The 12,135-nt window shown below is 65.8% G+C and carries 13 protein-coding genes and 1 pseudogene; 4 read left to right on the top strand and 10 right to left on the bottom strand.

Annotated elements, in window-relative coordinates; all coding sequences use genetic code 11:
* Positions 1–232: 232 nt before the first annotated feature.
* Positions 233–1,249, top strand: a complete 1,017-nt coding sequence (locus tag ACFWUP_RS27560) for an alpha/beta hydrolase (protein ID WP_379238884.1) — start codon at positions 233–235, stop codon at positions 1,247–1,249.
* 149 nt (positions 1,250–1,398) lie between these two features.
* Here ACFWUP_RS27560 and ACFWUP_RS27555 read toward each other — a convergent pair whose 3' ends face one another.
* From ACFWUP_RS27555 to ACFWUP_RS27535, 5 genes are all read right to left on the bottom strand, one after another.
* Entirely contained in the window at positions 1,399–2,049 is a 651-nt protein-coding gene (locus ACFWUP_RS27555) for a TetR/AcrR family transcriptional regulator (RefSeq protein ID WP_379238883.1), read from the bottom strand.
* A gap of 89 nt (positions 2,050–2,138) precedes the next feature.
* Positions 2,139–2,504 (bottom strand): DUF3349 domain-containing protein, encoded by a 366-nt coding sequence (locus ACFWUP_RS27550; RefSeq protein ID WP_379238882.1) that lies wholly within the window; start codon positions 2,502–2,504, stop codon positions 2,139–2,141.
* Positions 2,505–2,518: 14 nt separating this feature from the next.
* Positions 2,519–2,791 carry a hypothetical protein gene (locus ACFWUP_RS27545; RefSeq protein ID WP_379238881.1) on the bottom strand — a complete coding sequence of 91 codons (273 nt, stop codon included), beginning with the start codon at positions 2,789–2,791 and terminating at the stop codon, positions 2,519–2,521.
* A 21-nt stretch (positions 2,792–2,812) separates the two neighbouring features.
* The gene (locus tag ACFWUP_RS27540) at positions 2,813–3,985 is read right to left on the bottom strand and encodes an anion permease (protein ID WP_379238880.1); all 1,173 of its coding nucleotides are present in this window, start codon (positions 3,983–3,985) and stop codon (positions 2,813–2,815) included.
* A 74-nt stretch (positions 3,986–4,059) separates the two neighbouring features.
* Positions 4,060–5,562, bottom strand: a complete 1,503-nt coding sequence (locus ACFWUP_RS27535) for an ATP-dependent DNA ligase (protein WP_379238879.1) — start codon at positions 5,560–5,562, stop codon at positions 4,060–4,062.
* Positions 5,563–5,655: 93 nt separating this feature from the next.
* On the opposite strand from ACFWUP_RS27535, the gene ramB reads away from it, so the two are divergent.
* The 3 genes and pseudogenes from ramB to ACFWUP_RS27520 all read left to right on the top strand — a co-directional run.
* The gene (ramB, locus tag ACFWUP_RS27530; protein WP_379238878.1) at positions 5,656–7,062 is read left to right on the top strand and encodes an acetate metabolism transcriptional regulator RamB; all 1,407 of its coding nucleotides are present in this window, start codon (positions 5,656–5,658) and stop codon (positions 7,060–7,062) included.
* Positions 7,063–7,100: 38 nt separating this feature from the next.
* Positions 7,101–7,544 (top strand): helix-turn-helix domain-containing protein, encoded by a 444-nt coding sequence (locus tag ACFWUP_RS27525; protein WP_379238877.1) that lies wholly within the window; start codon positions 7,101–7,103, stop codon positions 7,542–7,544.
* Positions 7,545–7,606: 62 nt separating this feature from the next.
* Positions 7,607–7,831, top strand: a pseudogene (locus ACFWUP_RS27520) (DUF86 domain-containing protein); the annotation flags it as partial.
* Positions 7,832–7,867: 36 nt separating this feature from the next.
* On the opposite strand, the gene ACFWUP_RS27515 reads toward ACFWUP_RS27520, so the two are convergent.
* From ACFWUP_RS27515 to urtB, 5 genes are read right to left on the bottom strand one after another with little or no spacing between them, the layout of a single operon-like run.
* The gene (locus ACFWUP_RS27515; RefSeq protein WP_379238876.1) at positions 7,868–8,602 is read right to left on the bottom strand and encodes a GntR family transcriptional regulator; all 735 of its coding nucleotides are present in this window, start codon (positions 8,600–8,602) and stop codon (positions 7,868–7,870) included.
* Positions 8,603–8,616: 14 nt separating this feature from the next.
* Positions 8,617–9,309 carry an urea ABC transporter ATP-binding subunit UrtE gene (urtE, locus tag ACFWUP_RS27510; protein ID WP_379238875.1) on the bottom strand — a complete coding sequence of 231 codons (693 nt, stop codon included), beginning with the start codon at positions 9,307–9,309 and terminating at the stop codon, positions 8,617–8,619.
* Positions 9,302–10,105, bottom strand: coding sequence for an urea ABC transporter ATP-binding protein UrtD (gene urtD, locus ACFWUP_RS27505; RefSeq protein ID WP_379238874.1), 804 nt, complete (start codon positions 10,103–10,105; stop codon positions 9,302–9,304). Before urtD ends, urtE begins: the two co-directional genes overlap by 8 nt.
* Entirely contained in the window at positions 10,102–11,232 is a 1,131-nt protein-coding gene (urtC, locus tag ACFWUP_RS27500) for an urea ABC transporter permease subunit UrtC (protein ID WP_379238873.1), read from the bottom strand. The genes urtD and urtC overlap by 4 nt, the downstream gene beginning before the upstream one ends.
* A complete protein-coding gene (gene urtB / locus ACFWUP_RS27495) occupies positions 11,229–12,113 on the bottom strand; it encodes an urea ABC transporter permease subunit UrtB (RefSeq protein ID WP_379238872.1) in 885 nt (294 codons plus the stop codon). The genes urtC and urtB overlap by 4 nt, the downstream gene beginning before the upstream one ends.
* Positions 12,114–12,135 lie beyond the last annotated feature (22 nt).

Genomic DNA, 12,135 nt, shown 5'->3' with positions numbered 1-12,135 from the left:
TCCGAATCCGCGCCGATATTGCGTCCCGGTTAACCGTCGGGGTGGAGAACATGAAGCGTGCTCGAGGTCACCCAGAAATGTGAACCGGTAACGATTCTGTCCTGTGAGAGGACATAGAATGTCGGAGGATCTGACAGCCCCACGGGGGTCGAGCGCCTATGCTCTCGACCGACCAGGGGAAGAACTGCGATGACGTGCCCGACAGGGCGCGTGGACTGGAACCGACTGTTCGATGAAGCTCACTGCCCTACGTAACGTGGCCTCGCTGCGTACCACCGCCATGGCTCTGACCGCCGCGTTGTCGGTGGCCGTTGTCGCCGGTGGCGCCGCGTCCGCCGCCCCCGAGAAGCCCTCTGCCGTGTCGTCGGTCGTCAAGGACGGTCGCGTGTGGCACCTGAAGGTGTATTCGGCGGCGATGAAGAAGGACATCACCATCGAGGTGCAGCGTCCCGTCGACGAGTCCAAGCCCGCCCCCAACTTCTACATGCTCAACGGCCTCGACGGTGGCGAGGGCACGGCCAGCTGGGCCGCCCAGACCCAGGCGCTGGAGTTCCTGGCCGACAAGCAGGTCAACGTGATCCAGCCGGTCGGCGGCCGTGGCAGCTACTACGCCGACTGGAAGCAGGAAGACCCGAAGCTGGGTCTGAACAAGTGGAGCACCTTCTTCACCCAGGAGCTTCCGCCGCTGCTCGACAGCACCCTGAACTCGACCGGCCTGAACTCGCTGGCAGGCCTGTCCACCTCCGGTACCTCGGTGCTGCAGCTGGCCGAGGCCAACCCGGGTCTGTTCAAGTCCGTCGCCGCCTACAGTGGCTGCGCGCAGATCGCCGACCCGATGGGCAAGCAGGCCGTCAAGTTCTCCGTGGAGACCTGGGCCGGCGGCAAGACCGTCAACATGTACGGCCCGGACAACGATCCGGCCTGGGTCGAGAACGACCCGGTCATCAACGCCGAGAAGCTGCGTGGCACCAACCTCTACATCTCCAGCGGTAGCGGTATGCCGACCAACGCCGACGTCGCCTACTACCTCAACGGTTCGCCCGGCCCGATGGGTGTGGTGAACCTGGGTCTCGGCATCGGTATCGAAGCCGCGACCAACGCTTGCAGCCAGAACCTGAAGGCCAAGCTGGACTCGCTGGGTATCCCGGCGACCTACCAGTTCACCCCGATGGGCACCCACTACTGGCCGTACTGGGAGTCGGCGCTGCACGAGTCGTGGCCGATCCTGGCTCAGGGCATGGGCATCTGATTTCCCACTGAAAGCGGGAGGCATCCGATTCGGGTGTCTCCCGTTTTTTGTTGTGCTCAGCTATGTGGTGGGTGCGACCGCGGTGCGGACCGTGAGCCCAGAGCGGATGAAGTAGGCGTACCTCCGCCTTCGCTCCGGCCGTGCGCAGCTCAGGACCGCTGACGCGCCTGTACCCAATGGGCGATCTCGTCGCAGATCTCGTCGACCGAGATCGCGTCACCGGGCACCGTGGCGTGCACCATCTCCTGCGCGAGCGAATTCACCGCCCCGATCACCGCGAGCCCGAACAGGTGCAGGCTGCGCGATTCCGCTTCGCCGCGTTCGGCGGCCCGTTGCGCCTCCCTGGTGAGCAGGGCCGAAATGGACCGTCGCTGGGCGCGTCGCCACTCCTCCACCACCGGACTCACGCCGACGACCTCGACATAGAAAACCCGCGCGGCCCGGCGATCACGACACGTCACCGCGAGAAACGCACGGAAACTTTCCACCACGCGCACCACCAGCGGCTGTTCGCTGGTGCGTTCCAAGGCGTCGTCCAGGCGGTTCAGCGCGGCGGCGTTCAATCGGTCGACCAGTGCGATCAGTAATGCCTCGCGGCTACCGATGTCCTCATAGAAACTGCGCGTCGACACATTCGCGGTCGAACACAGGCGTTCGATCGAGGTCGACGAATATCCCTGGGTACCGAATAGTTCCAGTGCCGCGTCGGTCAACCTGTTGCGGCGCAGCGCAACTCGCTGCTGGCGCGACAATCCGCCATAACTACGACCACTATCGGTTACATCCGCACGCCGAACCACGGATGCATGCTAGCGCGCGAGCGCACGCACGCCGGGTGATTCGCCATTGTCACGCACAATTGAACCGGCACTGCGTAATTCGCGTGCGATCAATTCTGTTCGGTAGTGGCTTCACCGTCATCGAGCGGTTCGGCCAACGGCCAACCACCGGCCGCCAGATGCGAAGCCACCCGCGAGACATCGGCGGCCGCGGGCTGCTGCTTCGCGAAATCGGCGATGGCAGCGGCGATATCAGCTTCGCTGATCGTTTCACCGGGACGGCTGGCTTCCACCAGTCGCTCGCCGATCGTCACCACCTCGTAGTCGGTGAGGTGACGGTGCAGCACCGCGAACAACGCGACGTAGTCGGACTGCGGAATACCCTGCGGATAGCCCGCGCGCAACCAGCCGAGCACCCGCGAGAGCAGATTGCCGCGCACCGACGGGCTCGCGGGAGTGGGGTTCGGATCGGTCATGGCGTCGTCCTCACTCATGATTGGCCGAACAGGTGAATGCCGAACTGATGGGCGATGAATGCCTTGGCGGTGAACAGGATTCCGGCGACAACCACCACCACGATCAGCGACACGCAGATCAGCGCACCCGCCAGCGTGGGATAGTTGCGATGCACGCGGCCGTCGGCGTCGACGGCCTCGGCATTGGCCCACCACCGCACGGCGACGGCGAAGACGGCAGGCACGCCCGCACCGAAGACCAGTGCGGCGAGCACCACTTCCCACAGTGAACTCAGATTGGTGATCACGGTGTGCACTTTCGCTCCCCTCTACCCGGCGTGGTTCTGGTCGATCGGCGACTGCGGCTGACCCTCGGGCCACTCGTTCACATTGTGGGTGCCGACGGGGTCGCGGCGCGACCGAAGGTAGATACCCAAGGCCCCGGCGATCAGGATGCCGAACACCACGAGCACACCCGGCAGCCCACCGATGAAGTTCGCGATCGCCCAGCAGATCGCGCCGACGATGCCCGCCATCGGCAGGGTCAGCAGCCAGGCCACGGCCATCCGGCCCATCACCCGCCAGCGCACCTCCGCGCCCTTGCCGAGGCCGGTGCCGAGGATCGCGCCGGTCGCGGTCTGCGTGGTCGACAGCGGCAGCCCGAAGTGCGCCGAGGTGAGAATGATCGCCGCCGAGGTCGATTCGGCCGCAAGGCCCTGCGGAGACTCGATCTCGACCAGGCCCTTGCCCAGGGTGCGGATGATCCGCCAGCCGCCGAGGTAGGTGCCGAGCGCGATCGCGACCGCACAGGCGGTCATCACCCACAGCGGCATGTGGTCGTCGGCCTCCAGCGAACCGTAGGCGACCAGCGCGAGGAAGATGATGCCCATCGTCTTCTGCGCGTCGTTGGTGCCGTGCGCCAGCGAGACCAGCGAGGCCGAGCCGATCTGGCCCCAGCGGAACCCCTCGTCGGTCTTGGCCTTGTCGACGCCGTGGGTGATCCGGTACACCAGGAACGTGCCGAGCGCCGCCACCATCGCCGCGATCACCGGCGCCAGGAACGCGGGCAGCACGATCTTGATCAGCACACCCTCCGAGCCCGAGGCCCAGATCACGCCGTTCCAGCCGAGCGCGGCGATCGTCGAACCGATCAGGCCGCCGAACAGCGCGTGCGAGGAACTCGACGGCAGGCCGAGCAGCCAGGTCAACAGGTTCCACAGGATGCCGCCGACCAGCCCGGCGAACACGATGACGAGTAGGGGCTGCCCGCTCACTTCGGTCAAATTCACGATGCCCTTGGCCACCGTCGCCGCCACCGACACCGACAGAAACGCGCCGATCAGATTCAGCACACCCGAGAGGGCCACCGCCGTCTTCGGCTTCAACGCGCCGGTGGCGATCGAGGTCGCCATCGCGTTGGCCGTGTCGTGGAAGCCGTTGGTGAAGTCGAAGGCGAGAGCTGTGACGATGACGATCAACAGGACCATTAGTTCGGCGCTCACCCGAACAGTGTGTCGCATGCCGGGGCCGGATTGCCAGACTGTTGCGGGTAAGTCGCGTTCGGCCCGAGCCGACCTCAGCCGAGGGCGCGCACCGCGCCGATCGTGTCGGCCTGCGCGGGTTCCTTGTCCGGCCGATATCGGACAACGCGGGCGAACCGCAGCGCCACCCCACCCGGATATCGGGTACTGGTCTGGACGCCGTCGAGCGCGATCTCGACGACGAGTTCCGGACGCAGGTAGACGGTCTGGGCGTCGCGGTGGGTTTCGTGGTGCGGGAATTGTTCGGTCTGCCAGCGGAGTAGTTCGTCGGTGAGGCCCTTGAACGTCTTGCCGACCATCACCGGCTCCCCGGTATCCGGGTCGAGGGCGGCCAGATGCAGATTGGACAGGAACCCGGTGCGGCGGCCGTAGCCCCATTCGGCACCGATCACCAGCAGGTCGAGGGTGTGGGCGGGTTTGATCTTCTGCCAGGATTTGCCGCGCCGGCCCGCGGCGTAGGGGGCGTCGAGTGCTTTGACCATCACGCCTTCGTTGCCGACCGCGAGCGCGTCGTCGTAGCAGTCGGCGGCGGCTTCGGCGGTCGGCGCGATGAGTGCGGGGATGCTGTGCTCGCCGGCCACCTGCTCCAGAGCTGCACGGCGGACACGCAGAGGTTCGTCGATGAGGTCGGTGCCGTCCAGGTGCAGGCAGTCGAAGAAGTACGGGTGCAGTTGGCGCGGGTCGCCGATGGTGGCGAATCTGCTCATCGTCTCCTGGAACGGGCGTGGGCGGCCCGCGTCGGTGAGTGCGAGGGTTTCGCCGTCGAGGACAACCGTGGTGCAGTCGAGGGTCTTGACGAGGTCGACGAGTTCCGGGACGCCCGCGGTGATGTCGCGCAGGGTTCTGGTGAAGACCCAGACCTGGTCGCCGTCGCGGTGGACCTGGATGCGAGCGCCGTCGAGTTTGTGTTCGACAGTGATGTCGGGGCCCAGTTCGGCCAGTGCCTCGTCGAGCGAGCCGCCGGGTGAGGCGAGCATGGGCGCTACCGGACGGCCGACTTCGAGGCGGAAAGCCGACAGTGCAGCTTCGCCCCCGGCGAGTGCGGCGATCGCGGTGACGGGGAGTTGGCCCGAGAGCATGTGAGCCCGGCGGACCACGTCGACGGGGATGCCGGTGGACTTGGCGAGGGCCTCGACGACGATCGCGGTGAGTGCGCCCTGGCGGAGTTCGCCAGTGAGCAAGCGGATCAGGAAGGACTGCTCGTCGGCGGTGGCGGCGGTGAACAGCTCGGTCAGCAGTTCGCGGCGGCGGGTGGTGGATCCCTTGCCGGTCAAGCCGGTGAACTGCGAGAAGATGTCGTCCACGGCGGCGACAGTGAGGCTCGCGGCGCTGCTCGGTGGTGTGTCGAGTCCCGTCACCGTGCGCCAACCGGCCCCGATCCGGCCCTGCACCAGCTCACCGGACAACCACGCCACCACCGTCCCGATCTCGGCCGGGCCGGCGGCACCGAAAAGCTCGGCCAGCGCGGCGATTTTCGCCTTGCGCGACCGGGTCGCTCGCACGGCCGCCGAGGCCGTGACGACATCGCTGAACAGCACTCCACGACAGTATCGCGGGGGTGTGACACAGAGCTCGAAGCCGTTGTTAACAATCCCTTGGCAAGGCTGCGAAAACGCCCCTAAACTGGACATATGGCCAAAACCTATGTCGGTGCGCGGCTGCGCCAGCTGCGTACCGAACGTGGGCTCAGCCAGGTCGCGCTCGCGCAGAAACTCGAGATCTCGGCCAGCTATCTGAACCAGATCGAACACGACGTGCGGCCACTCACCGTGCCGGTGCTCACCCGCATCAACGAGGTCTTCGGCATCGACCCCACCTTCTTCTCCGCCCAGGACGACACCCGGCTCATCGCCGAGCTGTCCGAGGTCGTGATGGACGCCGAGCTCGGCATCGAGGCCGACACCCAGCAGATCGCCGACATGGTCTCCGCGCATCCGTCGATGGCCCGCGCCCTGGTGGCCATGCACAACCGCTACCGCAACACCAGCGCGCAATTGGCCGCCGCCACCGAGGACCGGTTCGCCGACGGTTCCGGCAGTGCCGCGATCAGCAAGCCGCACGAGGAAGTGCGCGACTACTTCTATCAGCGGCAGAACTACATCCACGAATTGGACACCGCCGCAGAGGCTCTCACCGCACGCATCCGTTTCCACGGCGGGGAGGTGAGCACCGAGATCGTGCGCCTGCTGCGCGCGCACGGGGTGCGGGTCAGCGAGCGCATCGACCTCGGCGAGGGCGTGCTGCACCATTTCGACCCCGAGACCAAGCAGCTCGAGATCGCCCCGCACCTGTCCGGCGGCCAGCGCACCTTCAAACTCGCCGCCGAACTGGCCTACCTCGAATGTGGCGCACTGCTCGAAAAGCTGGTCGACGAAGGCAATTTCGCCTCCGACGCCTCACGCAAACTCGCGATGCTCGGCCTCGCCAACTACTTCGCGGCCGCGATGGTGTTGCCCTACACGCACTTTCACGAAGTGGCCGAGAACTTCCGCTACGACATCGAGCGCCTCTCGGCCCACTTCTCGCAGAGTTTCGAAACCATCTGCCACCGCCTTTCCACCCTGCAACGCCCCACCCTGCGCGGTGTCCCCTTCTCCTTCGTCCGCGTCGACCGCGCGGGCAATATGTCGAAACGCCAGTCCGCCACCGGTTTCCATTTCTCCGCCAGCGGCGGCACCTGCCCCCTGTGGAACGTCTACGAGACCTTCGCCTACCCCGGCAAGATCATGACCCAGATCGCCCAGATGCCCGACGGCCGCAAATACCTCTGGGTAGCCCGCACCGTCGAACGCCGCGCCACCCGCTACGGCCAACCCGGCAAAACCTTCGCCATCGGCCTCGGCTGCGAACTCCGCCACGCGGGCCGCGTCGTCTACGCCGACGGCATCGACCTCGGCGAAGCCACCGCCACCCCCATCGGCGCAGGCTGCCGAGTCTGCGTCCGCTCCAACTGCCCCCAACGCGCCTTCCCACCCCTGGGCAAAGCCCTCGACATCAGCGAACACCGCAGCTCGGTCTCGCCGTATCTGATCAAATAGGGTCGCTCCCAGACTGCATCCTCCGATATCATCGAGGCATGGAAACCGTCCTCGACCTGCGACTTGCCGCTGGCCTCACGCAGGCCGAGTTGGCGGCACGATCCGGTGTAGCGCGATCGGTGATCGCCGCCTACGAAGCCGGAACACGACGACCGTCTCCGATGATGCTGACCCGACTACGGGCCGTCGCTCGGCCACGCCCATCCGGGGTCGTCGCCAGACACCGCGACCAGATCATCGCGCTCGCCTCTCGCCACAAAGCCCATCGAGTCCGCATCTTCGGCTCCACCTCGAGAGGCGAGGACGTATCCGGAAGCGACATAGACCTTCTGGTTCGCTTCGACTCCGACGCCGACCTGTTCGACATGGCTGATCTGGTCTTCGAACTGGAGGAACTAACAGGCCTCCACGTCGACGTTGTTTCCGAAGGCGGTCTGCCGGACGGCCCCCACCCGATCAGAGACGAGGCCAAGCCGCTGTGAGTCGCTGCACTGTTAGCGCACGGACGATCAAAAGCTTGCAAGACTTCCTCACATTCAGCGACATGGCAGCACACCTCATCAACGGCGGCAAGGAAGCGTACGACGCCGATCAGAACCTCAGGCTGGCCTCCGAGGCAGTGCTTCACCGACTGGGTGAGTCGGTCGCACGCTTGCCCGATGACTTCATCGCCGCCTACCCCGAGGTGTCGTGGCGACGGATCAAGTCGACCCGGAACTTGGTGGCCCACAACTACGACGGTGTCGATCACGAGATCCTCTGGAATATCAGCACGACGGCGCTGCTGTTGCGCCCACGGCGCTGGTCAATCACGCACAGCATGGCCGAGTTTCGTGAAGGCGATCGCTTGCTCGGCACGCACGCGCACATGTGCACGGGAGGTTTCGATGTGGTCGGTGAGGGTGCGCAGGGCCTGTTCATCGTCGCCTGCCAGTACCTGTTCGGCGATGGTGATGTGATCGGCCGTCATCGCCGCGACGCGGTCGGCGGTCGGCACGTCCATGGTGCGGACCGGGCGAACCCGAAGGTAGACCGCCGACAGTGCCTCGGCGAGGGCGGAATTGCCTGCCGCCCTCAGCAATTCGGTGTGGAACTGCTCGTCGGCGGCGACGAGGTCGGGTCCGGGTTCGGGTGGGGTGTCGCGGAAGTCGAGCCAGCGGGCCAGCTCGGCGCGCACCGTCGGTAGGTCGTGCGCGGTCGGCATGGGGACCCGAACCGTCCGATCACCGGAGATACGCTGGAAACCCCTCGACTCCAGCACAATTCGTAGCTCGTAGAGCTCATCGAGTTCGTTCAGGCGGGGGCGGTAGAGGTAGAGCCCGTCGGGGTGGCGCTGCACGAGACCATCGGCTTGCAGGCGAGCCAGCGCCTCGCGCACCGGAGTACGCGAGACGCCGTAGCGCTTGGCCAGCCGTTCGGCGCGGAGCCGCTCGGTCGGCGCGAGTTCTCCGGTCGCGAGGTCGCGCCGGAGCTCGTCGTAGACGCGCACGGCGAGCGGCACTCGCCTCGCCGAGCCGGCCCCCACCCCCCTGTCCGCCATACGTTCGGCTGCGATCAGATCGTCATCGCCGCGCGGACCGCGGATTCCGCACCGGCCCCGCCCGCACCGGTCGAACCGAGATGCCCCGAATGCACCACGTAGTACTGCTGCGCGGCCTGCAACGCGAAGCCGATGTGCTGCTCCACCAGCAGCACGCTCAAACCGCCCCGCTGGGTCAATTCGATGATGGTGCGCTCGATTTCGGCGACCACCGACGGCTGGATGCCTTCAGTGGGTTCGTCGAGGATGAGCAGTTTCGGCTCGGTGATCAGCGCCCGCGCGATGGCGAGCTGCTGACGTTGCCCGCCCGAGAGCAGACCGGCCTTGCGGGTGAGTAGGTTTTTCAGCGCGGGGAACAGATCGAGGGACTCGTCGATCAGCGCCTTGCCGCGTTTGCGTCCGTCCGCGACCACCTGCAGGTTCTCGGCGGTGGTGAGCTGGCCGAAGCTCTGCTGACCCTGCGGCACGTAGCCGATCCCGCGCTTGACCCGTTGCGAAGGTGAGAGTTTGGTGATCTTCTCACCGTCGAAGGTGATGGTGCCCGACTTGGTGGGCAGCAGGCCGACGGCGGTGCGCAGCAGGGTGGTCTTGCCCGCGCCGTTGTGGCCCATGATAGCGACCACGCTGTCGTCGGGCACGGTGAGGCTGATCCCGTGGATCACCTCGGTGCGGCCGTATCCGGAATGGATGTCGTGTAGTTCAAGCATCGGACGACTCTTTCTCTGTCCCAACCAGATTCGCAGTGCCGAGATAGACCTCTTGGACCTTCGGATCGGCCTGCACCTGTTCGACGCTGCCCTCGCTGAGCACCTTGCCGCCCGCGAGCACGGTGACCGAAGTGGCGAAGGATCGCATGAAGTCCATGTCGTGCTCGACGACGACCACCACACGGTCACCACCGATGCGGCGCAACAGGTTTCCGGTCTCCTCGCGTTCCTCGGCGCTCATGCCGGCGACCGGCTCGTCGAGCAGCAGCACCGAGGCGTTCTGCACGAGCAGCATGCCGATTTCGAGCCACTGCTTCTGTCCGTGCGCGAGTACACCGGCGGGCTTGTCGCGCAATGCGGTGAGACCTGTTGTCTCCAAGGCCTCTTCGATACTCGGCAGCACGGACCTGCGCATGCGCAGCAGCGACAGCGCAGAACGACCGGCGCCCGCGGCGATATCGAGGTTCTGCAACACCGTGAGCTGTTCGAACACGCTGGCAGTCTGGAAGGTGCGCCCGATGCCGAGTCGCGCGATCTGATGCACCTTCTTGCCGAGCAGTTCCACACCTTGCTTCTGCGCCGAGCCGGTGGCCGGGACCAGGCCGGTGATGGCGTCGATCAGCGTGGTCTTGCCCGCGCCGTTCGGGCCGATCAGGAACCGCAGGTCACCCTGCAGCACGGTGAGATCGACGTCGGTGACGGCCTTGAACCCGTCGAAACTGACTGACAGCCCGCGAATTTCGAGGTAGTCGCTGTCCATGCCCGCGTTGCCGCCGGCCTTGGGTTCGTGGGTCATCGCGCTTGCACCTTCTCCTCGGTGACGACGGCGGCAGGCTCCTCGGGAGCGGGCGGCAGCTTCTTGCGGCCGTCGAGCCAGCCCTTGAACATCGGCCACAGACCGGCCAGACCGGCGGGGATGAACCCGACGACCACGATGAACAAGATGCCCTGCATGTAGGTCCAGCCCGACGGGAACGACTCCGACAGCGAGGTCTGCGCCCAGGCGACACCGATCGCACCGAGAATCGGGCCGAGCAGCGTGGTGCGGCCGCCGATGGCGACACCGATGAGGAAGGCGATCGACGGGATGACACCGATATCGGCGGGCGAGATGATGCCGACGATCGGGGTGAACAGCGCACCCGCGATACCGGCCAGGAACGCCGCAACCACATACGCGACGATCTTGATATTGGCCGGGTCGTAGCCGAGGAAGCGCACGCGCTCCTCCGCGTCGCGCACCGCGATGAGCAGTTCGCCGTAGCGGCTGCGGTTGAGCTGGCGGATCAACGCGACCACCACGAGCAGCGTGCCTGCAGCGATGAAGAACAGCATCTGCCGGTTGGCCGGGTCGGACAGCTTGAAACCGAAGAAGGCCCGGAAATCCGACAGACCGGTGAAACCACCGATGGCCTGCTGGCCGGTGAGCAGGATCGCCAGCGCCGCTGCGAGGGCTTGGCTCAGGATGGCGAAGTAGGCACCGCGCACCCGGCGCTTGAACACGCCGTAACCGAGCACGGCGGCGACCAGCGCGGGCAGCACCAGGATGGCGAGCAGCGCGACCGGCGCGGAACTGAACGGCTGCCAGAAGCCCGGCAGTTCGCTGATGCCGGAGATCTCCATGAACTCGGGGACATCGTTGCCCAGGCGCGCGGCGTCGGCGAGCTGCATGTGCATGGCCATGATGTAGGCGCCGATTCCGAAGAACACGCCCTGGCCGAGGGTGAGCATTCCGCCACGGCCCCAAGCCAATCCGATGCCCGCCGCCACGATGGCGAAGCAGAGGAACTTGGCGAGCAGGTTCAAGCGGAAGTCGCTCAAAACCGCTGGGGCGACGGCGAATAGCATAATCGCGGCAACGCCGAAGCCGAGTAGTGGTGTCAGTCGCGGGTATTCGCGGAGACGTTCGGTGAGTGCGGTCATGCCAGGCTCCTCGTCCGCACGGTGAACAGGCCCTGCGGGCGGACCTGCAGGAAGATGACGATCAGCACGAACACGATCACCTTCGCGATGGACGCGGTGGTGGAGTATTCGATGAACGAGTTGAGCAGGCCGAGCGCGAACGCCGCGATCACCGTGCCCTTGATCTGGCCGAGACCACCGATCACGACCACCAGGAACGCGTCGATCAGATAGCTCTGGCCGATGGTGGGGCTGGTCGACCCGATCAGGGTGAGCGCCACACCGGCGACACCGGCCAGCCCGGAACCGATGAAGAACGTGCTGATATCAGTGAAACGGCTCGAGATGCCGCTGGTTTCGGCCAGTCCACGGTTCTGCACGACGGCACGAATTCGTCGGCCCATCGGGGTGGTCTTGAGTACGGCGGCCAGGGTGGTCACCGCAATGATCGCCAGCACCAGGATGAAGATGCGGGTCTTCGGCACGACCGCGCCCGCGATAGTGATTCCGCCACTGAGCCATTCGGGCACCAGCACGTTCTTGGCGGGTGCGCCGAAGATGTCACGCGCGGCCTGCTGCAGCACGAGGCCGACCCCGAAGGTGACCAGCAACGTGTCGAGCGGGCGGTCGTACATGTAGCGGATGAGCCCCATTTCCAGGGCGGCGCCGAGCAGGCCACCGATGAGAAAACCCATCAGCAGGGACACGACCAGTGAAACTCCAGCCGATGAGAAAACTTGCTGCACAACGTATGTGGTGTAGCAACCGGCCATGATGAATTCGCCGTGCGCCATGTTGATCACGCCCATCTGACCGAAGGTCAGAGAAAGGCCGAGCGCGGCGAGCAGAAGAATGGATCCCAGACTCAGCCCGGTGAAGAGCTGACTGATCAGCACGTCCATTGCAGTGGACTCCTTGGAAATG

Origin of the sequence: Nocardia sp. NPDC058658 (assembly GCF_042716665.1) — a bacterium.
Classification (GTDB): domain Bacteria; phylum Actinomycetota; class Actinomycetes; order Mycobacteriales; family Mycobacteriaceae; genus Nocardia.
The sequence above is the reverse complement of the archived record's forward strand: the minus strand, read 5'-3'. Positions and strand labels throughout refer to the sequence as shown.